The 23,165-nt window shown below is 62.2% G+C and carries 21 protein-coding genes; 6 read left to right on the top strand and 15 right to left on the bottom strand.

Translation table 11 applies throughout. The annotated features are described in order from the left end of the window. Nucleotides 1–49: 49 nt before the first annotated feature. On the top strand, nt 50–1,861 hold the full coding sequence (gene uvrC / locus EAH73_RS14940; protein ID WP_140467938.1) for an excinuclease ABC subunit UvrC: 1,812 nt from the start codon (nt 50–52) through the stop codon (nt 1,859–1,861). A 130-nt stretch (nt 1,862–1,991) separates the two neighbouring features. Here the strand turns inward: uvrC and gldN are convergent, their stop codons facing one another. The 10 genes from gldN to lipB all read right to left on the bottom strand — a co-directional run bounded on the left by gldN (nt 1,992) and on the right by lipB (nt 12,518). Further along, entirely contained in the window at nt 1,992–2,978 is a 987-nt protein-coding gene (gldN, locus tag EAH73_RS14935) for a gliding motility protein GldN (RefSeq protein WP_140467936.1), read from the bottom strand. A 62-nt stretch (nt 2,979–3,040) separates the two neighbouring features. After that, nucleotides 3,041–4,627 (bottom strand): gliding motility protein GldM, encoded by a 1,587-nt coding sequence (gene gldM / locus EAH73_RS14930; RefSeq protein ID WP_140467934.1) that lies wholly within the window; start codon nt 4,625–4,627, stop codon nt 3,041–3,043. A 55-nt stretch (nt 4,628–4,682) separates the two neighbouring features. Further along, nucleotides 4,683–5,498: a gliding motility protein GldL gene (gene gldL / locus EAH73_RS14925; protein WP_140467932.1), complete on the bottom strand. Its 816-nt coding sequence runs from the start codon at nt 5,496–5,498 to the stop codon at nt 4,683–4,685. 62 nt (nt 5,499–5,560) lie between these two features. Continuing rightward, a complete protein-coding gene (locus EAH73_RS14920) occupies nt 5,561–6,580 on the bottom strand; it encodes an SUMF1/EgtB/PvdO family nonheme iron enzyme (RefSeq protein WP_140467930.1) in 1,020 nt (339 codons plus the stop codon). 241 nt (nt 6,581–6,821) lie between these two features. Then, the gene (locus EAH73_RS14915) at nt 6,822–7,817 is read right to left on the bottom strand and encodes a PorP/SprF family type IX secretion system membrane protein (protein ID WP_140467928.1); all 996 of its coding nucleotides are present in this window, start codon (nt 7,815–7,817) and stop codon (nt 6,822–6,824) included. A 199-nt stretch (nt 7,818–8,016) separates the two neighbouring features. Then, nucleotides 8,017–8,808: a uroporphyrinogen-III synthase gene (locus tag EAH73_RS14910; protein ID WP_140467926.1), complete on the bottom strand. Its 792-nt coding sequence runs from the start codon at nt 8,806–8,808 to the stop codon at nt 8,017–8,019. Nucleotides 8,809–8,885: 77 nt separating this feature from the next. After that, entirely contained in the window at nt 8,886–10,109 is a 1,224-nt protein-coding gene (locus EAH73_RS14905; protein WP_161599565.1) for a DUF4271 domain-containing protein, read from the bottom strand. Between the two features lie 20 nt (nt 10,110–10,129). Beyond that, complete coding sequence (locus EAH73_RS14900; RefSeq protein WP_240047267.1) at nt 10,130–11,206, bottom strand: MraY family glycosyltransferase; 1,077 nt, start codon at nt 11,204–11,206, stop codon at nt 10,130–10,132. A gap of 55 nt (nt 11,207–11,261) precedes the next feature. Next, entirely contained in the window at nt 11,262–11,684 is a 423-nt protein-coding gene (locus EAH73_RS14895; protein WP_140467922.1) for a hypothetical protein, read from the bottom strand. A gap of 81 nt (nt 11,685–11,765) precedes the next feature. Further along, the gene (gene lipB / locus EAH73_RS14890; protein ID WP_140467920.1) at nt 11,766–12,518 is read right to left on the bottom strand and encodes a lipoyl(octanoyl) transferase LipB; all 753 of its coding nucleotides are present in this window, start codon (nt 12,516–12,518) and stop codon (nt 11,766–11,768) included. A 160-nt stretch (nt 12,519–12,678) separates the two neighbouring features. Between lipB and EAH73_RS14885 the strand changes: the two genes are divergently transcribed. Continuing rightward, nucleotides 12,679–13,038: a YraN family protein gene (locus EAH73_RS14885; RefSeq protein WP_140467918.1), complete on the top strand. Its 360-nt coding sequence runs from the start codon at nt 12,679–12,681 to the stop codon at nt 13,036–13,038. A 17-nt stretch (nt 13,039–13,055) separates the two neighbouring features. Here the strand turns inward: EAH73_RS14885 and EAH73_RS14880 are convergent, their stop codons facing one another. Both EAH73_RS14880 and EAH73_RS14875 read right to left on the bottom strand, forming a co-directional pair. Then, nucleotides 13,056–14,060, bottom strand: coding sequence for a toxin-antitoxin system YwqK family antitoxin (locus EAH73_RS14880; protein ID WP_140467916.1), 1,005 nt, complete (start codon nt 14,058–14,060; stop codon nt 13,056–13,058). 66 nt (nt 14,061–14,126) lie between these two features. After that, nucleotides 14,127–14,936: a cyanophycinase gene (locus EAH73_RS14875; RefSeq protein WP_140467914.1), complete on the bottom strand. Its 810-nt coding sequence runs from the start codon at nt 14,934–14,936 to the stop codon at nt 14,127–14,129. 166 nt (nt 14,937–15,102) lie between these two features. Between EAH73_RS14875 and mgtE the strand changes: the two genes are divergently transcribed. Together mgtE and EAH73_RS14865 are read left to right on the top strand one after the other, a co-directional pair. Next, nucleotides 15,103–16,485 carry a magnesium transporter gene (mgtE, locus tag EAH73_RS14870; protein ID WP_240047266.1) on the top strand — a complete coding sequence of 461 codons (1,383 nt, stop codon included), beginning with the start codon at nt 15,103–15,105 and terminating at the stop codon, nt 16,483–16,485. Between the two features lie 147 nt (nt 16,486–16,632). Next, nucleotides 16,633–17,493 carry an alpha/beta fold hydrolase gene (locus EAH73_RS14865; RefSeq protein ID WP_140467912.1) on the top strand — a complete coding sequence of 287 codons (861 nt, stop codon included), beginning with the start codon at nt 16,633–16,635 and terminating at the stop codon, nt 17,491–17,493. A gap of 95 nt (nt 17,494–17,588) precedes the next feature. Here the strand turns inward: EAH73_RS14865 and arfB are convergent, their stop codons facing one another. Together arfB and EAH73_RS14855 are read right to left on the bottom strand one after the other, a co-directional pair. Next, on the bottom strand, nt 17,589–17,993 hold the full coding sequence (gene arfB, locus EAH73_RS14860) for an alternative ribosome rescue aminoacyl-tRNA hydrolase ArfB (protein ID WP_140467910.1): 405 nt from the start codon (nt 17,991–17,993) through the stop codon (nt 17,589–17,591). 3 nt (nt 17,994–17,996) lie between these two features. Next, nucleotides 17,997–18,944, bottom strand: a complete 948-nt coding sequence (locus tag EAH73_RS14855) for a 3-oxoacyl-ACP synthase III family protein (RefSeq protein ID WP_140467908.1) — start codon at nt 18,942–18,944, stop codon at nt 17,997–17,999. A 216-nt stretch (nt 18,945–19,160) separates the two neighbouring features. On the opposite strand from EAH73_RS14855, the gene EAH73_RS14850 reads away from it, so the two are divergent. Continuing rightward, on the top strand, nt 19,161–19,664 hold the full coding sequence (locus EAH73_RS14850; RefSeq protein ID WP_140467906.1) for a hypothetical protein: 504 nt from the start codon (nt 19,161–19,163) through the stop codon (nt 19,662–19,664). Between the two features lie 20 nt (nt 19,665–19,684). Here the strand turns inward: EAH73_RS14850 and EAH73_RS14845 are convergent, their stop codons facing one another. After that, nucleotides 19,685–20,788 (bottom strand): DUF3667 domain-containing protein, encoded by a 1,104-nt coding sequence (locus EAH73_RS14845; protein ID WP_140467904.1) that lies wholly within the window; start codon nt 20,786–20,788, stop codon nt 19,685–19,687. Nucleotides 20,789–20,959: 171 nt separating this feature from the next. Between EAH73_RS14845 and EAH73_RS14840 the strand changes: the two genes are divergently transcribed. Further along, entirely contained in the window at nt 20,960–23,137 is a 2,178-nt protein-coding gene (locus tag EAH73_RS14840) for a hypothetical protein (protein WP_161599564.1), read from the top strand. Nucleotides 23,138–23,165 lie beyond the last annotated feature (28 nt).

The following is a 23,165-nucleotide window of genomic DNA, read 5'->3' as shown; positions in this document are numbered from 1 at the left end:
AGGGCCCCGGGCCCGTCTTTTCGCTTATCTGCTCCCTATCCGCGCTGCCATGGCTGCCTCTCCCGAACTACAAGCCCAAATCAACCACCTGCCCCACCGGCCGGGGGTGTACAAGTATTTCGACGACGAGGGCATCATCTACGTGGGCAAGGCCATCGATTTGCGTAAGCGGGTGAGCAGCTACTTCAACAAGAACGACCACAACAAGAAGACCCAGCAGCTGGTGCGCAACATCAAACGCCTGGAATTCACGATTGTGGACTCGGAGTCGGATGCGTTTTTGCTCGAGAACAACCTTATCAAGCAGCACCAGCCCAAGTACAATATCCTGCTGAAGGACGGCAAGACCTATCCCTACCTCTGCCTCACAAACGAGCGGTTTCCGCGCCTGATTCCGACGCGCAACAAGATCAACGACGGCTCGCGCTACTACGGGCCCTACGCCACGGGCACGGCCATGAACGTGCTGCTGGAGCTAATTAGGGCCCTGTACCCGCTGCGCACCTGCACCTTCAACCTGACGCCGGCCAACGTGGCCGCCGGCAAGTTCAAGGTGTGCCTGGAGTACCACATCGGCAACTGCAAGGGGCCCTGCGAGGGCCTGGAGGACGAGGCCACTTACACCGGCTACATCACCCAGATCAAGCAAATCCTGAACGGCGACCTGCGCATCCCCAAGCAGTACTTCCGCGAGCAGATGAGCCGCGCAGCCCAGGAAATGCAGTACGAGCTGGCCCACCAGTTCAAGGTGAAGCTCGACAAGCTCGACGCTTTCCAGGCCAAAAGCACCATCGTGAGCGACTCGCTGACCAACATCGACGTGTTCGCCATTGCCTCCAACGAGAAGGCAGCCTTCATCTCCTACATGAAGGTGATGAACGGCTCCATCATCCTCACCCAGAGCCTGGAAGTGACGAAGAAGCTCGACGAGCCCGACGCCGAAATCCTGGGGCCCCTGGTGATGCAGCTGCGCCAGGAGTTCGAGAGCGAGGCCCGCGAAATCCTGTCCAACGTGGCCCTGGAGCTGCCGCTGCCCGGCGTGGCGCTGGCCGTGCCCCAAATCGGCGACAAGCGCAAGCTGCTGGAGCTGGGCCTGAAAAACGTACTCTACCTGCGCAAGGAAAAGGAGAGCATGAACGAGCGCAGCAAGGATCTGAACGAGGTGCGCATTATGGAAACTATCAAGAAGGACCTGCGCCTGAAGGAGTTGCCTAAGCACATCGAGTGCTTTGATAACTCGAACTTCCAAGGCGACAACCCCGTGTCGGCCATGGTGTGCTTTCGCAACGCCAAGCCCAGCAAAAAGGACTACCGCCACTACCACATCAAAACGGTGGTGGGCCCCGACGACTTCCAGTCCATGTACGAGGTGGTGCACCGCCGCTACCGCCGCCTCACCGACGAGGGCGCCAGCCTGCCCCAGCTCGTGATTGTGGACGGCGGCAAGGGCCAGCTCAGCATGGCCGTGAAAGCCTTGAAAGATCTCAACCTGTGGGGCCAAATACCAGTCATTGGTATCGCCAAGCGCTTAGAGGAAATCTACGTGCCCAACGACCCGCTGCCCATCTACATCGACAAGCGCAGCGAGTCGCTGCGCCTCTTCCAGCGCATGCGCGACGAAGTACACCGCTTTGGCATCACTTTCCACCGCTCCCTGCGTGACGCTGGCACCCTCAAAACCGAGCTGACCGAGGTCAAAGGCCTGGGCCCCGTCACGGCCGAAAAGCTGCTCAACAAGTTCAAGTCCGTCAAGAAAATCCGCGAACTGAGCGAAGCAGAGCTAATCGCCGAAGTAGGCAAGGCAAAAACCAAGGTGCTCCAAGCATACTTCGACCAGCAAGAAGCTACCCCCACCGAGTAGCTAGCTGTAGCAAATAATATAATCCCAAAGCAAAAAGGGCCCCCAGCATTACTGCTGGGGGCCCCTTTGATGTCCGGTCAATTAAGCTAAGAAATCAGCGAAATCACGGTTAATCAACCCACTCAGTGATCTAGAAGGACCACAGGTTGTACTCGTACTCCACCAAGTCGGCGGCCGTTTGCTGCGCGGCCAGAATGCCTTGCTGCTGCCCACCGTAGATATCGTCGAGGCGCGAATCGCCGGCGTTCGACACTTTGGTGATGTAGGAGTTAAACAGCCACAATTCAAAGGCATCGGCTAGGTTCTTGTGCTGAGCATCGTTCTGGGCGTTGAACCAGATGGCGTTCTGCGGGTTGGCGCGGAACACCTTCACCAAGTCGCTGTACTTGAAGGTGCCAATGGGCTTCTCAATTCCCGAAGCGTTCTGCGACAGCGTCGAAGGCACGAGCAAGGTGATGGTTTTGATGTCGTGGTACATGCGCGACCGTTTCTTGTCGAAAATCATGTCCTCTTTCAGCTCCATCTGGTACAAGTCCTTCGGGCGGTACTCAAACGAATCGGCCTTCTTGACCACTGGCGCGGCGGCCACGGCGGGTACCGTTTCGTATATCACCCGGCCACGCTTGTCCTTTAGTGGCTTGCCATTGGCACCGAGCTTGGCCCGGCGCGTAGTGGAAGCAGTCGATTTTTTCTTTACCGGGGCCCCCCAACCGTCGTCGGCCGCGGCACCACCGCCTAGGTCGCTCTCGCTAAAACCAGCAGCTTTCTCGTCTTCGCTCAACTCGTTAGCCTTATCGGCGTACGACATGTTGGACGAAACCTCCGCTTGGGTGAAGGTCGAAGTCAGCGAGTCGTTTTTATAAGCTTGAATTTCGCCCCGCTTCACCGCATCGAGGATGACGCGGCTGATTTCCTTGCCTTCCGAAAACATCGGTTTGTTCTGCTTTTCGCGCAGGTCGATGGCGCGCCAGATGCTCTTGCGGAACATTTGGTCGGACAACGGAATCGGCCGGCGCGAGCCCGTGCTGCTGGCCGTGGTGGCCTGCTCCTGGGCCAGGGCAGCGGTGCTGAGCGACAGGCTGGCGGCCACAATGGCCAGCGTTTGGGTAGCTTTCATATGAACGCAGAATAAGCGGGGATAACAACAGCCGGTCAACGCCGGTCCCGGATAAATTAGTATTACAGCAGCGGAATGTTGAAAGTGCGCGAAACGTTCACCGGCTCTACATTGCCTTGGAAATTCTGACGCTGCACGCCCTTCACCTCAATGTAAAGGCGGTCACCCTCACGGTAGGCATTCACCACGTCGCTCAGGTTAGCCTCAGGACCCGAAACCGTTTTGGTCGGGATAGCGGGACGCTTGCCGCGTACCAGGGTCACTTCGTAGCTCGACACGCGGAAGCGGGCATCATCGGGCAAAAAGGTGGCAAAACCGGCGTCCGGGATGGCTTTCAGCGACAGCGAACGCACAGCTGTGCCGGGGGTGCCCTGCTTCTCGTTGGCCTCACGGCCGCCTACGAAACATTTGATTTCAGGCTTGGGGATGGGGCGCACTTGGAAGGTTTGCGAGCCGATAGCGTTGCCGCCGCTGCTCACGTTCAGGGTCACTTCGCGGGCATTGGGCACCAGCGTCACATCGCCCAGCTTGCTGCCGGCAATGGTGGTAGCACCCGAGGCCGAGAAGCCGGGCTTGTACTGGGCCCCCAGGGCAGGTACCGATACGCTGAGCTTGTTGCCGCACTTGAAGTAAAGCGCCTGCACCGAAGCCGACTGAATCTGCATCACCGGCTTGGTAATGGTGTAGGGCACCAGCACTTTGAAGGTGGTGTCGCGGCCGTTCTGGTTGAAACGAACCGTACCCGTCCACGAAGCCTTGGCGTTGCCCGAAGCATCGAAGTTGCCAGGACGAGCCGTGAATTCTACCTTGCCATGGCCGTCGGGGCCCACTGCCAACGACGAACCGTTCAGCGTCATAGCGGGGCGGATGCTTGAAGCAGCAGCGGTTAGGAACAGTTCGGCTTTGTACTTGGTGCCGGCGGCTACGGTATTCGACTCAGCCGAGGCGAAGGCACCAATTTTGTCGAATACGATGGTTTTGGCACCCACTTTCTGTGACTGAGCCGACAATGCATCGGCTTCGTACTTCAGCACTTCGGTTTCTTTCTGCGACAGTACAGCGAGGGCCGCCACCAAGGGCGTGTTCTCGAAGTTCAGCTCAGCAAAGTCCTTGTTGCGCTGCTCGGGCATGGTTTTCACCAACGGGTCTTCTTTGCCGTCGAGCGCCAGCGGCATAGCCGAGGGCACGAAGCCTTTGATATACGCAGCGTAGTCGTTCAGCTTGGTCTTCATTGGGTAGCCCAAGCCGTTCTTGGTGCCGCCGATCATGGTGGTGGCTACTTTGTCTTCGGCACTCATATTCTTGAGTTCCGCGGCACCTTTCACGTTTTCAGAAGCAGCCAGCAGCTTGTCGCGCAGGTCGCGCAAGTAGCTAACCATAGCTTTGGTCTTCTCCCGAATCTCTTCGCTCTGGACCAGCACCGCTTTATCGCGGGCTTGGTTTTGGTTTTTAACCACAGCGGCCTCAATGCCTTTTACTGTACCATCGGCCGCGGCCGATGTCTTATCGTTCACACCTATTAAGCTGTCGTCGATAAATTTAAATTTCAGCAGGATAGCCGAGTTTACCTGGAGTGCCAGCAGAGCTGTCAGCACGAGGTACATCATGCCTATCATTTTCTGCCGCGGTGTTTCGTTTGCGCCCGCCATTAGGGATTTCCTTTAAAAATGGATAAATAAGGAATCTTTATAAAGTAAGCAATACCTACGCTTGGGCCGGGGCGCGCATGGCGCTCAGCATGTTGCCATACACCCGGTTGAGGGAGGTCAGGTTACCGGTCAGGTCGGCCACTTGCTTCTGGAACTGCTCGGTGTCTTTGCCAGCTTGGGTCATGTTGTCCATGGCCTTGCCCAGCGTACCGTAGAACTGGTTCATGGACTTGAGGTGTGTGTTGGCATCCTGCAATTCCATTTCGTACACAGCGTTTAGGGCCCCCAAGTTTTTGGTGACGTTCTGCACCTGCATGTGGTACTCCTTGGCGTCGCCCGTAGCATCGGCCAGCGACGTGATAGCGGCGGCGGTGTTCGAGTAAGCCACGTTGATTTTATCGAGCGAATCGGCGGCCGTACGCACCTTCTTGGTGTACTCGTCGGTCACGTTGGTAGCCTCACCGAGCTGGCCCAGTTGGGCAGTCGTGGTGCTAAGGCGGTTCAGGCCCTGGCCCAGGTTGGTGAGGGCTTCGGGAGTAACGTTAGCATTTTTCAGCATGTCGTCCAACTTGCCGGTCAGGCCATTTACTTGGCCTTTGTTAGCGTCGCGGAAGCGGTTGTCGTTGGTGCTGGGGTCGTAGCCTTCGCTCAACTCGGGGTACACCAGCGACCAATCGTGATCAGCTGCGTGGGGCTGGAAAGCGCTGAGAGCAAAGATTACTGCCTCAGTACCCAGGCCCACGATTAGCATAGCACTGGCACCTTCCCAGTGTTGGATTTTGAATAGAGCACCTACAATAACTACAGCAGCACCCAGACCATATACTTTCGGCATCAGGGTGTCGTACAGGAAACTTTTCTTAGCAGCCATAATTTTAAATTGAAAAGAGTGGTGTAGAAGAATTGGTTTGTGGGTTGGTTGGTTGGTATAAATTAGTTGAGTTTGCGGTTAGTGCCCATGCCGATCTGAATCATCGAGCAGCGGAAGCCGATGTAGGAACGGGCCGAGTCTTGGTATTCGAAGTTGCGGGTGCCGGTTTCGAGGAAGTAAGCAATGTCCTTCCACGAGCCGCCACGTACTACTTTGCGGGGTTCGTTGTCATCCGGGTTGGTGGGGTTCAAGTCCCACACCACGGGCACCGAGGCTTCCATGTAGGCATCGTCGCACCACTCGGCTACGTTGCCCGACATGTCGTACAGGCCGAAATCGTTGGGGAAGAACGAGCCAACTTCCGAAGTGTAGGCATAGCCATCGCTAACATAGTCGCCACGACCAGGCTTGAAGTTGGCCAGCATGCAACCTTTGGTGTTGCGCAGGTAAGGGCCACCCCAGGGGTATGTAGCGCCTTCACGGCCACCGCGGGCGGCGTATTCCCACTCAGCTTCGGAGGGCAGGCGGAAGTTAGGATCGGCAGCAAAGCCGCGCTCCTCGCGCGAAGCGTTGCGGAACTTGGTGCGCCAGTTGCAGAAGTATTTTGCCGCGAACCAGTCCACACCCACTACTGGGTAGTCGTCGAACGCCGGGTGAGTATAGTAGTATTCCAGCAGGGGGTCGCCCATGTGGTAGGTAAAGTCGCGCACCCACACCGTCGTGTCAGGGTACAATTCCGTCATCACATACTCCTCGCCGAGCACATCCAGCGAATCCTGCTTGATGGCATCGATAAACTGCCGGTACTTGTTGTTGGTGATTTCCGTCTCATCCATGTAGAAGCCGGCGATAGTCACCTGCTTGTTCATGTTGACCATCGACGCAGAAATATCCTGATCCGTCTGGCCCATGTGAAACGTACCACCCGGGCAGGGTACCATTCCGAAAGGTACTTCTTGGGGAACATAATAGGGGCGGTCTTCGGAGCCGACTAGTTCGCCTTCGAAGCCCTTGCTAAAGCTGCAACCCCCCAAAAGGGCCCCAGAAAGCGCGAACAGGGATAATGCTAATAACTTATTCATGGGAGTAAAGAGACGTGTTGAATTGGCAGAGCTATCGGTTTATGTTGTTCGGCTGGCAAATATACAATTTCCAACACAATTGCACAATAAATTTTTATCGCGGGTAAGAGCACCGCAAAAGCGTATAAAAGATCCCGTGACAATTGGTAAGCAAACTGGCGCAATGACCGCACCAGTAAATGTAAGGCTTCAAAGGGCCTCAGCAGATGAAAAACAGCGTTTTTAACGGTCGTTCAATAGGCTAGAAACTGTAGCGGGGCGTGCGGATGGCCGGCCGCAGAATTAGTCCGGGCTTGGGCAGGCGGTACGAGAGCAAAATTTCGTGGGAACTGAGGGCTCGAGCATCTTGATTAAATGCAATAAAATCAAAAGCGTAGCCTACGCGAAAAGCGTTGTCTTTAGCAAAGCTTAATCCAATTAAGCCAGAAACGGATTCTTGCAACCGATAGTTTGCACCTATCCAATATTTATCATCAAGAGTGGCCCGCAGACCGCCCTCAAAAGAATAATTTTTAGTGTTACTAAACTTGTTGCTTGAATCAAAGCTGCCGGGTAGCACAGCCTTGGCCAGTACAGTGGGGGTTACGACAACGGAAGAGGACGCCTCAATATTGTACCCTGCCGTGAAATAAGCGTGATTTTCTCCTAAATAGCCGGGAACAGAGTTGCCGTACTGGTTAGCGAAGTGGTAAGTAGCGCGCAACAGGTTGTTCGCACTTAGGCCAGCGTAGAATTTAGGCGACTCATACCAGATGCCGGCTCCCGCATCAAACTTGCGGTCGGAGCCATTGTAAGGGATATAGGGGTCGGTCGGGTCAATGGCCACGAACGTACCCGCGCTGATATAGGTGAATGTGCCCTGAATACCGAAGCCCAGCTTACCGGCCCCCAGCTTGACGTGCTGCGAATACGACAAAGCGGTGTTTGTCACGCGCACTTCGCCGGCCTGGTCATAGCTCACAGCCAGCCCCACACCTCCGTGGAGGGCCAGAATGGGCAGCGAGGCCGTGATCAGGCCCGTGCGGGGGGCCCCGTTGGCGTCGCCTCGGGTGTTAGTAAGGTTATAGTACTGGTAGCGGCCGATCAGGTTAACCTCGCCTTGGCCTTTGATGCCGGCGTAGGCCGGGTTGAGGTACATGCCATTGAAGCCGTAGTGCGTGAACTGGGGCTGCTGCTGCGCCAGGGCCGGGGCTGCGCCACCAGCCAGCAAGAGGAGGGCAAGTACACTTTTTTTCATGGAGCAAAGACCAGGGAGAGAAAAGACAGCCCACAGGGTGCGCACCGGCCAGGGGATGTACATTCAAATGTAAGGCTAAAACGCGGGCCCGTAGCCTGCTACGGGGCCTAACGCAAAACGCCGAAAACAAAGTTTTCGGCGTTTGCAAAATTCTTATCGACGGGCCGAGAAACGGTCGCTACGAAAGGCCGTTTGAATATTACCCAGCGGGCTGGTTGAGACGAATGTAGGCTTCGATGGCCCCCGCCATGGAGGGCGCATTGGGCATGGGGGCCTCAATATCGAGCTCCAGGTTGGCGTCGCGCACGGCTTTGGCGGTGGTGGGGCCAAATGCTGCGATGCGGGTGCCGTCTTGCACAAAATTGGGGAAATTGACGAACAGCGAGCTGATGCCCGAGGGGCTGAAAAAGGCCAGCACGTCGTACTTCACATCCGACAAATCCGACAAGTCGCTGGCCACCGTGCGGTAGATGACGGCCTCCGTGAACTTGAGGTTGTTGGCGCGCATGAACACTGGTAGGTCGTCCTTGCGGATGTCGGAGCACGGGTAGAGAAAATTCTCACCCTTGTGCTTCTTGATAACATCGAACAAGTCGGCCGCCGTGCGCGTGCCCACAAAAAGCTTGCGCTTGCGCAGCACGATGTACTTCTGCAAGTAGTTGGCCGTCTGCTCCGAAATGCAGAAATATTTCATTTCGGCGGGCATTTCGATCTTGGCTTCCTGGCAAATGCGGAAGAAATGGTCAACGGCGTTGCGGCTGGTAAAAATCACCGCTGTGAAGTCCGCTATGTTGATCTTATCGCGCCGAAAGTCCTTGTAGGACACCGGTTGAACTTCGATAAACTCCCGGAAATCAACCCGAATACCATACTTCTCGGCAAGGGCCGAATAGGGGGAAACTTCGGTGGTGGGCTTGGGCTGGGTTACCAAAATGCTTTGGATGCGCTTGGCGTGCCGGCCGATGCCCGGCGTGTCTGCACTCTCGGCCATATAGGAATAAAAGGAGTACCGCTAGAACGATAGAAGAAAGAAAACCTGGAGAAAACGGGGGTAGAACCCGGCAGCAACTAAGTGGTGAATACCAACACCCTTAGCAAAATAAGCAGGGGCAGTATTTCGGTAGCACAAAGGTAAGCAAACAAATGAAGATTAAGTAGTGAGGCCCGCTGGTGCACGGTGTGGAGCACCCGCAGCACGGTGCCCACCAGCACCAACGCAATGACGGCCGCCGCCGTGCCGGCCACAGTAGCGGGGTAGCTACCGTTCAAGCCCAGGTAGAGCAGAAGCACGAAGGGCAGGAAAAGACCGGCCAGTAAGGTGGTGCGCAAAAATTCGCGGTACTGCACCGCGACTAGCTCACGCAGGTCGAAAGTATAAGCCAGCAGCGATATGTAGAGGTATTTGCCAAGCACAAAGCCCGCAATGAGCACGGTGTAGAGCAGCACCCGCGCCACAATGGCCCGCTCGGGCACGGACACAAACTGGCGCACCAGGGGCAGGTTTTCGAAGCCGGTGTGCAAGGCCGTTAATAAGAGCGCAAACGAGAGCCCGAACAGCAGCACCAGCACCACGTTGAGCAGCGAGAAGGCCGGCCGCGCCAGAAACGTGCCCTGCTCGGACGTGTTGCCAAACAGCTCGTCGAACCGGAACACGCGGGCCAGGCTGGGTTGGTACGTGGCGCGCACCCCGCCGTAGAGTAGCCCCAGCACCAGCAAAAAGCTCAGCAGCACGTTTTGGCCCAGCGGGCCGGGGGCCCGGGCGTGGGCAATTTCCGCGGCGGTGTCGGGGGTGGCATCGGGCTCGTCGGGCTCGTCGGCGGCGGTACCCGACGCGAACGAGGCCAGGGCGGGGGTGCCACCGGGCTGCCACACGCCCAGCAGGTGGGTGCCTGGGGCCAGCCCCACCGGCAGCCGCCGGGCCAAGTCGAAGGCGTAGGGCCCCGTGCGCTCGGCGGTGAAAACAAGCTGGTTATCCACAAACAGACTAAGGCCGCGCTGGGCCGCGAAAGCCACCGGAAACGGCTGGCCGCGGCGCAGGCGCACGTACTGGTAGTAGGCGTGGGCGGGGGTGTGGTAGCCGGGCAGGTACAGGATGAGGCGGTTGCGGGCCACGTCGTGCAGCAGCCAGTCGGCGGTGAGGCCGGTGGGCGCGGCCGGGGGCAGCGGCCGGTACTCGGCGGCGCGGCCGGGCAGGGCCCCCAGCAGCAGCACTAGCAGCAGCGGCCGCCACCAAGTGCCGCGCCGCCCTGGCCCGGGGCCCATCGCCCCCCCCACAAAGCTCTGCATTGCCATTGCTAGCACCAAGGGTAAGGCTACGATTGGGCGGCCACAACCTCGCGGCGCAACCGGCTCTGGTACACGCCCATGAACACACTCAGCAGCACTGAGAAACCGATCAGGATGCCGATGAGGGCGAGGTTGCCGAGGCCGGCGAACTGAATAACGAACACGATGACGAGCAGATTGAGGGCCCCCAGCAGCAGCACCGTGCTGATCTGGGAGAAGCCCATGCCCAGCAAGCGGTGGTGGATGTGGTTGCGGTCAGGGGCGAAGGGCGACTTGCCGGCCGCCATGCGCAGCACAAATACCCGCAGCGTATCGAACAAAGGCACGAACAAGATGCCCAGCGCCACCGCCGGTGTGGCACTAAACGGCAACTGCGTGCCGGGCTGCCCGCCCAGCTCGATGAACTGGATGGCCAGCACCGACACAATAAAGCCGCAGACCAACGAGCCGGTATCACCCATGAAAATGGGGGCCCGGTGAAAATTGTAGCGCAGGAAGCCCACCATGCCACCCATCAAGCACACGGCCACGAAGGCGTAATTGCTGTACGATGCGCCGCCGTAGTGGTAAAAGTAAAAGCCGAACGTGCCCATGATAATCAGCACGATGGAGCCGGCGAGGCCGTCTAGGCCGTCGATGAGGTTGATGGCATTGGTGATGCCCACGATGGCGGCCAACGTGAAGGCGTAGCTAACGCCCACCGGCAGGGTATAGATACCCAAAATGCCCTGGAAGCTGGTGATGCGCACGTCGGCCATGATCATGACGATGCCCGTGGCCAGCAGCTGGCCCACAAACTTTTTGAACACCGACATGCCCACCAGGTCGTCTTTCAGACCCACGAAGAATAGGATAATGCAGCCGGCCAGCAGCTCCTTCACCCCGTTTTGCAGGGGCCCAAAAATGGTGAGCGCCGACATGAACCCCGCAAATACCGCCACGCCGCCCAGCCGGGGCGTGAGCGACGAGTGCACGGTGCGCCCATTGGGCGTGTCGAGCATGTTTTTGAGGTGGGCGATCTGGATAATGGACGGCACCGCGAACAACGCTACCAGAAAGGCCCAGCCGGCCGATAGCACCAATTGAATAGCTACTGGATTCATAACGTAAAAATAGGAAAGGATAACTGCCGCAAAGCCTTGCGGCAGCCGTGGCCAACTAGCTGTGCAACACGCCAAGTCGGTCGCCGAGTAGGGCGATGGAAATAAAATTGTCGGCCACGATGGAATCCGGCACAAAAATGTACTTTTTGTCGAAAATCTGCGCGCCGCGGTAGTAGCTCACCCAGTACTGGTTGTTGAGGTGGAACAGGGCGGGGTCGAGGGGCTCGACGGGCACGGCCGTGCGGGGCGGCACTTCCTCGAAGAGGTAGCGCAGCGTGGAGGTGCGCACCGTTTCGCCGTCGGGCTGCTGGCCGTAGCCGTGGGCATTCACGATGACGCTTTGCAGCGGGTAGGCGTTGTGGTTGAGCAGGTACACCTGCCACAGGGGCTGGCCGGCGGGCGTCAGGGCCCCGTCTTCGGCCGGGGCAATGGCCACCGACACGCCCTCTACGGGATCAAAGGAAATATCTTGCTTCACGAGGCCGCAGTTTTAACGGATTGTAATGGATAAAAAATAGTTTTTAGGGGCCCCGGCGCTGGGCGGCGCGGGGGCCCTAGTTTAGGCGGCGTCGAACAAAGCGCGCAGGTGGGGCAGCAGGCGCTCCTGCACTTCCTCCACGGCCACGGGGCGGCCCAGCTCCTGGGCCAGCGAGGTCACGGCCTTGTCGGTGATGCCGCAGGGCACGATGTGGCCGAAGTAGGCCAAGTCGGGGGCCACGTTCAGGGCGAAGCCGTGCATGGTCACCCAGCGGCTGCACTTCACGCCCATCGCGCAGATTTTGCGCGGGTTGGGGGCCCCTTCCTCCCAGCCCAACCACACGCCGGTGAGGCCCGCAATGCGGCCGGCGCGCAGGCCGTACTCGGCCAGCGTCAGGATAACGGCCTCCTCCAGCGTGCGCAGGTACCAGTGGATGTCGGGCCGGAAGTTGTCGAGGTCGAGGATGGGGTAGCCCACCAGCTGGCCGGGGCCGTGGTAGGTGATGTCGCCGCCCCGGTTGATTCGGTGGTAGGTGGCCCCGTGGGCCGCCAGCGCCGCCTCATCGAGCAGCAGGTGCTCGGGCTTGCCGCTTTTGCCCAGCGTGTAGGTGTGCGGGTGCTGGCAGAGCAGCAGGTGATTGGGGGTGGGCTGCGGGGGCTGGCCGGCGGCCACGGCCTCTCGGTTCTGGGTTTTGATGGCCACGGTGGCCGCCAGCAGCTCCTCTTGCAGGGCCCAAGTGGGCGCGTAGGGCACCAAACCCAGCCGCTGCACGGCCAGCGCCCGGTGGGGCGCGGCGGCAACGGGCAAAGCGGGGGCGGCGGGGGCGGTAGTCATCTGTGCGGATAAGTCGATAAGAATAGCTGCTTGTGGGGCCCGGCGACGCGGCCCTACCTTCGCCCGGCCCGCAAAGCCTGCCCGTAGCAAAGGTACAAACCGGCGCCGGGCCAGGGCCCCGGCCTGGCGCAAACCGGCTTTTGCATTTTCCCGCCCTCCCATGCACGCCCCCCACGCCCTGGGCCAGGCCGGCGAAGCCGCCGCCGCCGAGTTCTACACTGCCCGCGGCTACGAGGTGCTGGCCCGCGGCTACCGCCACGGCCGCGCCGAGGTGGACTTGGTGCTGCGCCAGGGCGCGGCCCTATTGGTATTTGTGGAAGTGAAAACGCGCTCCGGCGGCCAGTTTGGGGCCCCGGAAACGTTCGTTTCGGCCCGCAAAAAAGAGCTGTTCCGACTGGCGGCTACGCACTTGCAGGAAGAGCTGGACTGGCGCGGCGACATCCGCTTCGACATCCTGGCCCTCACGCTGCGCCACGGCGGCAGCTTCCTCATCGAGGCGTTCGAGGACGCTTTTTATTAGGCGGTCGGCTGGGGGCCCTAGCGGCCCTGCGCGCGCTTGGGCAGCACGTGCCCCGGACGGGCGGCGGGGGCCACGGGCTCGGGCTCGCCGCGCTTATCGATGTTTTTCTCCTTATCGTACACCGCCAGGCCGTCGCGGGTGAACTGCTTGAGCAACTCGGGCTCCTCCACTTCGGGGTCGTAGCCGCTCTCGGGGTACTGGTACTCGAAGTGGCGGAAATTGCGTTTTACCGGCCAGTAGTTGGTCCAGACGCCCACGCGGCGGCCGTTCTCAAACTGGCCCGACCACTCGCGCTGGCCCGTGGCGGTGTAGCGGGCGTAGTCGCCCTCCAGCTTGCCGTTTACGTAGGGCACCACTTCCTTCAGCATGGTGTGGCCCGCGTCAAAGTACGTGATGTTGGCGTCGCGCGGGAAGCCCATCTCGTAATGGATTTTGGTTAGCAGCACGCCGTTGCGGTCAAACCGCTCCCAGCGCAAGTGCTTCACGCCCAAGGCATAAAAGCCAGTTTCCATCACCTTATTGTTTTGCAGCTTCTTATAGGGCCCGTGCAATACCTTGACGCTGGGGTCGAGCTCACCGGCCGCGGCCTTGAAGATTTTGTGCTTCTTCGGGTCGTAGTAGAAGCGCGCTGGGGCCTGCACGTTAGGCTGCTGGAAGTACTTGAGGTAGTAGAATACCTCGATGAACTGGTTGCGGCCCTTGCCGCCCGACTTGGCGAAGCCTCGCTTAATGCGCTCGCCCAGGAAAATTTTCTTTTTCTTAGTCGGCTTGCGCTGGGCGTCCTTCTCTTTGTCTTTGGCAGCACGTTCCTCGGCCTTGCTAATGGCCACGCGGCGGGCGGTGCTGAGCGACGGCCGGCCGGCCACCGAATCGGCGGTGCGGGTAAGCGAGTCGGGGGCCCCGGCCATCGTGGCGGGGGCCACGTCGGGGCGCGAATTGAAGGAAATGGGGTGGCGGGTGCAGGCGCCGGCCACCGCCAGCAGCAGCGCCAGCACCGGAGCACCCCAACGGAAATTTGGCATGAGCGGCACGGTATTTTTTCGCGGCATCAACGCAAAGGTAGCCGGTTTCGTGCCCGGCTGGGGCCCCTACCCCACTGCCTGCCGGGTGGCCAAATCGAGCCGCTGGCCCGCTACCAGCAGGTGCGTGGTGAGGCCGTGCCCACTGACGGGCTGGCGGGGCCCGGGGCCCACCAGGCTGATGTGCTGGGCCCCGGCCGCATCGAAGGCAAACACTACTTCGTCGCCGAACACTTCGGCGGGCTGGCCGGGGCGCAGCAATAGGCCGGTTTCTTCGCTCAGGCCCAGGCCCAGGCAGGCGGGGTGGGCCAGCACGGCGTGCAGCAGGCGCGGGTAGCGGTGGCGCTCGGCAAAGTGCTGGTCGAGCACCACGCCCGGCAGCAGGCCCAGGCCGGGGGCCACGCCCACGCCGCCGGGCAGCAGGCTGCGCCAGCCGCGGCCTTCCACCAGCATAAACTCGGCCAGGGCGGCGGCGCCGGCGCTGGTGCCGGCCAGTACGAAGCCCTCGTCGGTGCGGCACCGCTCCTTAAGGATGGCTAGGAACTCGGTGCCCAGCAAAAAGTGCGTGAGGCGCTCCTGGTTGCCACCGCTGATGAACACCAGCGCCGCCCGGCGCAGGCGGGCCAGGGTGGCCGGCGCGTCGGCGGGGTGGGTTTCGTCCACCTCCAAGTGGCCCACGTGGGAGCAGCCGCGGGCCTCCCACGAGCGGGCATAGGAGGCGGCGGTGCGGGCGGGGTTGGCGGTGCTGGCCGTGGTGAGCACCTCGATGGGGGCCCCGGGGCGGGGCAGCAGGCCGGCCAGCAGCGCCACCAGGGCTTCGTCGGCCCCGCCGCCGTAGAGGGCCAAAGTGGCGCGGGGAGCAGCAGAAAGGTCGGGCATGGGGCAGCGGGGGAGCGGTAAGGGCGGCAAGATGGGCAGTATTGGGCAGATACTTGAGCCCCGGCCGCGCTGGGCATACGGCCTGGGGCGGGTTTCGGCGTAATTTCGTGGCGCAATCCCTTCATCAACCCTGCTTGCCTAGCGAAGCACTACCACCCGTCCTGCCATGATGCCATTGTCGCCATCTGTGGAAACCATCACAGCCCTGATTCAGGAGGGTGAATTTTTTAAGCTCAAGCAAATCCTTCGGGGCTTCCAGCCCGCCGAGCTGGTGACGCTTATCGAGAACGAGGAGGACCGCGAGCAGCTCATCATCTTCCGCTTGCTGCCGCTCAAGCTGGCCACGGAAGTATTTGAGTACCTCGACCTGGACGTGCAGCGGCACTTCCTCGACAACCTGGCCCAGGACAAGATGGCCGACATTCTCAACGAGATGTCGCCCGACGACCGCACGGCCCTGCTAGAGTTCCTGCCCGCCAACTTCGTGGCCGAGCTCATTCAGAGCCTTTCGGAGCCCGAGCGCAAGGTGACGCTGGAGCTGCTCGGCTACCCTGAGTATTCAGTGGGCCGCCTGATGACGCCCGACTACATCGCCATCCGCGAGAACTGGACCGTGGAGCAGGTACTCGACTACGTGCGCAAGCACGGCGGGCAGTCCGAAACGCTGAACATGCTGTACGTGACCGACGCGCACGGCGTGCTGACGGACGACATCCGCATCCGCGAAATTTTGCTGGCCGCCCCCACCGTGCGGGTCCGCGACATCATGGACCGGCGCTTTGTGCACCTGGCCGTGGGCCAGGACCAGGAGGAGGCCATCGACACGTTTCGGCGCAACGACCGGGTGGCCCTGCCCGTGGTGAGCGACCAGGGCATTTTGCTCGGCATCGTCACGCTCGACGACATTCTCAGCATCCGCGAGCAGGAAGACACCGAGGACATCCAGAAGTTCGGCGGCTCGGAGGCCCTGGAAGAGCCCTACCTCACCATGCCCCTGCTGCGGCTGGTGCAGAAGCGCGGCGGCTGGCTGGTCGTCCTGTTCCTGGGCGAATTGCTGACGGCCTCGGCCATGCAGTTTTTCGAGGGCGAGCTGCAAAAGGCCATCGTGCTGGTGCAGTTCATCCCCTTGATTATCAGCTCGGGCGGCAACTCGGGCTCGCAGGCCACCTCGCTCATCATCCGGGCCATGGCCCTGGGCGAGTTTAAGCTCCGCGACTGGTGGCAGGTGCTGCAACGCGAGCTAGTGGGGGGCCTGCTGCTGGGCCTGCTGCTGGGTTTGGTGGGCTTCGGACGCATCGCCATCTGGCAAATGATTACGCCCATTTACGGGCCCCACTGGCTGCTGGTGGGCCTCACGGTGGGCTTCGCGCTGGTGGGCATTGTGCTGTGGGGCTCGCTGGCAGGCTCCATGCTGCCGCTCATCCTCAAGAAGCTGGGCCTCGACCCGGCCACGTCCTCTGCCCCCTTCGTGGCCACGCTGGTGGACGTGACGGGCCTCATCATCTACTTCTCGGTGGCGCTGCTGGTGCTGCGCGGCACGCTGCTGTAGCGAATTAGTGCGTCGGTGGATGGGTGAGGGAGTGAATTACTCCCGCCCAGCCGCGACAAAGAATTGCAGAGCTGTGCCCGCGTCGGGCGGCGCTATCTTCCGGCCCGCCGCGGGCACTAGGGCCCCGGCGTGGTTTTCCGCTCCGCGATGCGCTTCCCTTTAATTGCCGTTTGGATTGGGCTGTGGACCCTGGTTTTTGGGGCCCGGCCCGGCTTTGCGCAGGCCCCATCCACGCCGCCCAAGGCGGCAGCGGGTGCCTACTTCACCACCTTCGACGGGCTTAAAATTTATTACGAAGTGCAGGGCCAGGGGCCCCCGGTGCTGCTGCTGCACGGCTTCACCGGTACCTTGGATGGATGGCGGGGCACCCCGCTCTGCACCGAGCTGCTGGCCCAGGGCCGCCAGGTAGTGGCACTCGACCTGCGGGGCAACGGCCGCTCGGCCAAGCCCGGGGCCCTGGCCGGCTACGAGCACGACGCCGAAGCCCGCGATGTGATGGGGCTGGCCACGGCCCTGGGCTTCGCGCACTACCAGGTGGTGGGGTATTCCCGGGGCTCCATCATCGCGGCGCGGCTGCTGGTGCTGGACCCGCGCGTGACGGCGGCGGTGCTGGGCGGCATGGGGGAGGATTTCACCGACCCCCAATGGCCCCGCCGAATTGCCTTCTATAAAGCGCTGAGCGGCGAGGGAGCGAACCCGGAATTTGCAGGTTTTTTGCAGTCTGTGCAAACGCGCGGGCTCGACCGCCAGGCCCTGGCTTGGCAGCAGCAGGCCCAGCCCAGCACCTCCCCCGCGGCCCTAGCCAAAATCCGGGTGCCCGTGCTGGTCATCTCCGGCGCGGCCGACAACGACTGCGGCTCGGCGGAAGCGCTGGCCCAGCTGCTGCCGGCGGCCACCGCCCGGCGCGTGCCGGGCACGCACGACACCACCCTAAAATCGGCCCAGTTCGCCCACGAAGTGGCTTCTTTTCTTCAGCAGCACAACCAGAAAACGGCCGTCGCCAAGTGAGAGCCGGCTGGGGCCCCAACTGGCCCCGCGCTGGTTGCCGGGGCCCCAGATAGGTTCATCGCAGCCGACTTAGCCTGCTTATCAAAGGCACTGTACTAATCCAACTTCCGGCGGTTGGCTTTTTTGTCGCTCTGGATCTTCTTGCCTTCCAGGCGCTTGCGCACGGCGCCGCGGCTGGGCTTGGTGGCGCGGCGCGGCTTGGGGCGGTGCAGGCTTTTGAGCAGCAGCGCGTGGAAGCGGGCCAGCACGATTTCCTTGTTGCGAAGCTGGCTGCGGTCGTCCTGGGCGGTGAGCAGCAGCAGGCCGTCGGCCGTGAGCTGGGGCCCCAGCTTCTCCAGGATGAGCTGCTTTTGCTCGTCGGTGAGCACCTGCGAGTCCAGTAGGTGCCAGCGCAGCTCCACGCGGCTTTCCACCTTGTTCACGTTTTGGCCGCCCGGGCCACTGGCGCGGCTGGTTTGAAAAATGATTTCGGGCAGAAACGCGGCGGCGGGCGGCAGCATGGCTTACTTCGTCAGCAGCATGGCCCCGTACGAGTAGCCGCCGCCGAACACGGTGATGATGACGTTGTTGCCGGCGCGCAGCGTGTCCCATATTTCGGCCAGGCCGATGGCAGCGCCGGCGCAGCCCGTGTTGCCCAAGCGCTGGATGTTGTTCACGGCCCGCTCGGGGTCGAGGCCCAGCTGCTTGGTCACGTTCACCGAAATGCGCAAGTTGGCTTGGTGCGGGATGAGGTACGTCAGGTCGTTGGCCACGAGGTGGTGGCGGTCGAGCAGCGTCTGCGTCACGCGCGTCATGTAGGTGCAGGCCTGCTGAAACACGTCGCGCCCAAACGGCATCACAATGCCCTTCTCCACCGGCTTCAGCGTCACGGCCTCGTCGGCCTTGCCCACGGGGGCCGCCCCGCCGGTGATGACCTCGGCAATGCGCACCGGCTGGGGCCCCAGCGGCTCCTTGGTGATGAGCAGGGCCGCCGCGCCGTCGCCCCACAGGTGGCCGGCCATCGTGTCGGCCTCGTTGTTGTAGGCCGTGTTGTGCTCGCTCACCACCACCAGGGCGCGGCGGGCCTTGCCCATGGCGAAGTAGCCCTCCACCACCTCCACGGCGTTCAGCAGCGACGAGCAGGCCGAGGAAATCGTCACCGTTGGGATTTCGTTGATGTTCAGCGCGCGCTGCACGGCGTGGGCGGCGGTGTAAATGGTGTCGTGCGGGGTGTAGTTGCCCACCACAATCAGGTCGATGCTGGCCGCGTCGAACGCCGGGATTTCGGCCAGCAGCGCCTGGGTGGCGGCCACGGCCATGGTGTTGGCGTTTTCGCCGGGGCCCGCCTTGCGGCGCTCCCGGATGCCGGTGCGCTCAATAATCCAGTCGGAAGCCAACCCGTTGAGGCGGGTGAAGTGCTCGTTGGTGACGACGGCCGTCGGCAGGTAAGCGGCCACGTGGTGTAGATACACAGAGGGTGGTAATTAGCGCGAGGGAGGACCGATATGGCCAGCCTGTGAAAAAAAGCCGAAGCTAAACGGCCGCAAAAGTACGGGCCTGGGCCGCCCCGAAGGTCAGCCGTTGCGCCTCAAGCGTATCAAAAAGGCCCCGTTGCGCGTTCAAACGCCCGTTGCCGGGCGAAGTTCGCCGGCACCCGGTATAAGATTATGGCCTTTTTTCGTCCCCTTTTGAAACCCAACCCCTTAGTGCTTACGCTGCTGGGGGCGGGCCTGGCCCTGCCCGCCGCTGCCCAGAAGTACCGCACCGCCGCGGGCATTCGCTTGGGCAACCCCTACGGCATCACGGTGCAGCAGGCTGTGGCCTCGCGCGTGACGCTGGAGGGCATTGTGGGCCTGGCCTCGCGCGAGGTAACGGGCACGGTGCTGGGCGAGTACCACTTCGGCATACTAGGGCGCAGCCTGAACTACTACCTGGGCGCCGGCGGCCACCTGGGCAACAACAAGGACACCGGCCGCTTCGGCGGCTTCGACGGCATTATTGGCATCGAGTACAAAATTGCTTTCCTGCCCATCGTGCTCAGCTACGACTTCAAGCCCAGCGTGGAAATCAACAGCGACGACTGGGCGCGGTTTCCCTCGGCGCTGTCGGTGCGGTACGTCATTTTCAAGCAGCGCAACAAAACCATCGGCGAGCGCACCCGCGGCCTGTTCGACAAAGTGCGGGGCCGCTAGGGCCCCCACGGCCGGGGCCCCTAAAACAGGGCGGCGCCGGCCAACCCCACCAGCAGCACCACCACCACCAGCACGCAGCTGTAGGCCACGCCCAGCAGCAGCGACTTCGCCACCGTCTTGCCCCAGCTTTGCTGGTAGAAGGTGTGCAGCGCCACCACGAAGTACACAATGGACGCCACGCTGAGCAGGTTGTTCAGCCAATCCGGAGCGTTCAGCTTGTCGAGCCCGATGAGCAAGGCAATGAGGATGAACAGGAAACACTGCACGTGGATGGTGAACACCAGGTGGCTGATGTAGTAGCGGTGCTGCCGGAAATAGGCCCCTTTGAGCAGCAGCGCGGCCAGCGGCATCAGCAAAAACAAGAGGATGGAGCCGCCCCGCAACGCCTGGTGCACCACTTCCTCGCGGCTTGAGTGCACCCAGCGCGCCGCGCGCCGCACCACCAGCCGGTGGAAGTAGTCGGGCTTGTCGCCGTTTTTGCGCAGCACCGAATCGACTTGCGCGTCGGTGGGATCAACGGGCAAGTGGTCGGCAATGCTTTTTAATGAGCCCCCCGAGTTGCCCAACTTTTCTACGCCGGGGCCCCGGCCCACCTTTTTAATGACTTGCGCCACGCCTGGAGCAGCCGGGCTAATAGCGGTGGCAATGGCGCGGTTCACGGAGTCGAGGCTTTGCCGCAGCTGCACTTTTTGCTTGGCCGTCAACTGGCTAGAATCAACACCTAAATCCAGTTTCATGCCGCCCAAGGCGTCGACTTTAATGGAGTGTTTGGCTTTGGGGCCCTCCGCGGGTTCTTCGTGGCCCAGCCAGGTGCCCAGCAGCAGAAAAAAGACGAAGCTGATGAACACGTACAGCCGGATGGGCGGCACGTAGGGCACGCGCTGCCCGGAAAGGAAGCGCCGCGTGAGCTCGCCGGGCCGAAACAACAGTAGCCCCGCCGTGCGAAACACCTTGCCGTCGAAGTGGAAAATGCCCTCCAGAAACTCCTCCACCACGTGGCCGAAGCTGATTTCGACGGGGTGGTTTTGCTGCCCGCACCGGGGGCAGAATTCGCGGGGGGCGTCGGGCGCGAAGGCGTAGTGGCAGTTGGCGCAGTCGGCCGAAGGAGTAGCGTGGTGGGCCATAGGCGCAAAGAAAGCCGGGCTTGCCAAGGAGTAGGCGAGCAGGCCGTTGGCGCAAATATATCGTTTGGGCCCACCCCGGCGTGCACCGGGCCCCGGCGCCACGCTGGAGCTGCAACCCGCGCCCGCGCCCTTCCCGTTAAAAGCTCTTCACTACCGCTCCACTTTCCTGCCGTGCCAACTACCGCTGTTTCTGCGCCGTCCACACGGCCACGCCGTTGGCTCCGCCTGGGTTTGCTGGGCCTGGCCGCGCTCGGGGCCCTGCTGGCGCTGGCCGTGTGGCTGGGCCTCGACCCCTGGCTGCGCCGAACCCTGGAAAAGCAAGTAACCAAGCAAACGCACGGCCAGTACCGCCTGACCATTAGCAGCCTGCAGACCCGCTTGCTGCCGCGCGCCGCCCACCTGCGCGGTCTCGACCTGCGCCCCACCGCCGCCGCCCTGGCCGACACCCTGCCCCGCCTGCACCTGCGCCTGGCCCGCCTCGACTTGAGCGGCGTGGGCCTGCTGGCGCTGCTGCGCGGCCAAACCGTGCCGCTCGACAGCCTTGTGCTCGACTCACTGCAGCTGCGTGTGGAGGCCCTGGCCCGCCGCCCGGCGCCCCACCCGGGGCCCCCACTCTACCAGCGGCTGCCGGTGCGGCTGGGCTACGCGGCGCTGCGGCGCGCCAGCGGCAGCTTTGGCCCGGCCGGGGCCCCGGTGGGCGCACTGGCTGGGGCCGATGCGGTGGCCCACGATGTACTGTTCACCCCCGCCGGTGCTGCCGATTCGGCGCGGCTGGGTTTTGCAGCGGCGTGGCAGGCCACGTTGCGCGGGGCCACGGGCCAGCTGGGCGGCCACCGCTTGGGGGCCCAACAGGTGTATTTTTCAAGCCAAGAACGAGTGTTTCGCCTCGACTCGCTGCGCATTGCGCCGCCCGCGCCGGGGCAGGGCAAGCCGGGGGCCGTGCGCGTGGCAATGGCAATGCCTCACCTGGTAGTGCGCGGCTTGCGGGCAGCTACCTGGCAGCACCAGCACCGCCTCGTGGCCAATTCGGCGCGGCTGACGGGGCCCCGGCTCACGTTTCGGCCGCCGGCGCAGGCGCCACCGCCGCTGTGGCAACTGCTGAAGCCCCTCACCAAGCGCACCGATTTGGGCCGCTTAATCATCGACGATGGCTACCTGGCCGTGGCGGGGCTGCGCCACCGGCCGGTGGCGCGGCACGTTTTTGCCGTGGCCCGGGCCATCCGGGTCGATTCGGCCGCGGGGCAGCCCGGAGCCAAGCGCATCGTGTACGCCCGCGCCTGGAAAGGGCACACGGGGCGCCTCACCGCCGTATTCGATGCGCCGGTGTACCCAACCAGCGCCGAGCAACTGGTGGTTGATACCGACGCGCACCTGCTGCGAATCAATAATTTTTCGGTGTGGCCCGTAATGACGGCGGCCCAACTCAACGTGCACAAGGGCTACCAGCTGTCGCAGTTGACAATACGGCTGGGTGTGCTGCGGGCCCAAGGGTTCGACTTCTACACGCTGTCGGACCGTAGCCAGGTGCACATTGCGCGGCTGGTGCTGGACCGGTCCTGGATGCTGGTGGGCAGCGACGCCCGGGGCCCCCTGAACCCGCACATATCCATCATGACGCCCGAAGCCCTGCGCAAGCTCAAGGCAGTGGTGGACGTGCGACAGGTGGACGTGCGCAACGGCACCATCGCCACGCGCTACCGCAGCTCGAGCACTCCTTTGGTGGGCACGTTCAACCTCACGCGCTTCAACGCCACGCTGCACAACTTCAGCAACGACCCGCGGCGGCAGTCGTTTCAGCACCCGCTCACGGGCACGGCCACCGCTTACTTGCAAGACCGCTGCCGGATGGAACTGCACCTCTCGGCCCCGATGCTCGACCCCCAGGGCCGGCACCGCCTGTGGGGCAGCTTCGGGGCGGCGCCGTTCAGCATCCTCAACCCCATGACGCAGCCCACGCGCCTGATTGCCTTCAAAAGCGGCGACGTGCAACGCATCCATTTCGTGCTGAACGTCAACCGCCAGCGGGCCACTGGCCAGGTTTGGGCCGAGTACACCGGGTTGAAATTTGACCTGTTGGGCTACAAAAAAGGCGAGGTGAAAAAGACGCTGTGGAGCCGCGTGAAGAGCGGCTTGGTGAACGGCCTGGTAATTCGCGACAGCAACCCGCGCCCCAGCGGCCGGCTGGTGGTGGGCGACATGGAGGTGAAGCGCGACCTGCGCTCGGCGGCGATTACGGTATGGCGGCAGGGCCTCATCCGGGGCGTGTTGCACAGCGCGGGCGTGCCCAGCCCGCTGGCCCAAAAGCTCAGCCAGAAAGCCGACCAGGGCCCCTTGCCCGGCCACAAATAGGGCCCCGGGGCCCCAGTTGCGGCCGGCT

This window comes from Hymenobacter nivis (genome assembly GCF_006439025.1).
Lineage (GTDB): Bacteria > Bacteroidota > Bacteroidia > Cytophagales > Hymenobacteraceae > Hymenobacter > Hymenobacter nivis_A.
This window is presented reverse-complemented; position numbering and strand designations above follow the sequence as displayed.

What these genes read in the sequence shown, in the direction of transcription:
- uvrC (WP_140467938.1), top strand. Translation starts at nt 50, where the DNA reads ATGGCTGCCTCTCCCGAACTACAAGCCCAAATCAACCACCTGCCCCAC.
- gldN (WP_140467936.1), bottom strand. Translation starts at nt 2,978, where the DNA reads ATGAAAGCTACCCAAACGCTGGCCATTGTGGCCGCCAGCCTGTCGCTC.
- gldM (WP_140467934.1), bottom strand. Translation starts at nt 4,627, where the DNA reads ATGGCGGGCGCAAACGAAACACCGCGGCAGAAAATGATAGGCATGATG.
- gldL (WP_140467932.1), bottom strand. Translation starts at nt 5,498, where the DNA reads ATGGCTGCTAAGAAAAGTTTCCTGTACGACACCCTGATGCCGAAAGTA.
- EAH73_RS14920 (WP_140467930.1), bottom strand. Translation starts at nt 6,580, where the DNA reads ATGAATAAGTTATTAGCATTATCCCTGTTCGCGCTTTCTGGGGCCCTT.
- EAH73_RS14915 (WP_140467928.1), bottom strand. Translation starts at nt 7,817, where the DNA reads ATGAAAAAAAGTGTACTTGCCCTCCTCTTGCTGGCTGGTGGCGCAGCC.
- EAH73_RS14910 (WP_140467926.1), bottom strand. Translation starts at nt 8,808, where the DNA reads ATGGCCGAGAGTGCAGACACGCCGGGCATCGGCCGGCACGCCAAGCGC.
- EAH73_RS14905 (WP_161599565.1), bottom strand. Translation starts at nt 10,109, where the DNA reads ATGGCAATGCAGAGCTTTGTGGGGGGGGCGATGGGCCCCGGGCCAGGG.
- EAH73_RS14900 (WP_240047267.1), bottom strand. Translation starts at nt 11,206, where the DNA reads ATGAATCCAGTAGCTATTCAATTGGTGCTATCGGCCGGCTGGGCCTTT.
- lipB (WP_140467920.1), bottom strand. Translation starts at nt 12,518, where the DNA reads ATGACTACCGCCCCCGCCGCCCCCGCTTTGCCCGTTGCCGCCGCGCCC.
- EAH73_RS14885 (WP_140467918.1), top strand. Translation starts at nt 12,679, where the DNA reads ATGCACGCCCCCCACGCCCTGGGCCAGGCCGGCGAAGCCGCCGCCGCC.
- EAH73_RS14880 (WP_140467916.1), bottom strand. Translation starts at nt 14,060, where the DNA reads ATGCCAAATTTCCGTTGGGGTGCTCCGGTGCTGGCGCTGCTGCTGGCG.
- EAH73_RS14875 (WP_140467914.1), bottom strand. Translation starts at nt 14,936, where the DNA reads ATGCCCGACCTTTCTGCTGCTCCCCGCGCCACTTTGGCCCTCTACGGC.
- mgtE (WP_240047266.1), top strand. Translation starts at nt 15,103, where the DNA reads ATGATGCCATTGTCGCCATCTGTGGAAACCATCACAGCCCTGATTCAG.
- EAH73_RS14865 (WP_140467912.1), top strand. Translation starts at nt 16,633, where the DNA reads ATGCGCTTCCCTTTAATTGCCGTTTGGATTGGGCTGTGGACCCTGGTT.
- arfB (WP_140467910.1), bottom strand. Translation starts at nt 17,993, where the DNA reads ATGCTGCCGCCCGCCGCCGCGTTTCTGCCCGAAATCATTTTTCAAACC.
- EAH73_RS14845 (WP_140467904.1), bottom strand. Translation starts at nt 20,788, where the DNA reads ATGGCCCACCACGCTACTCCTTCGGCCGACTGCGCCAACTGCCACTAC.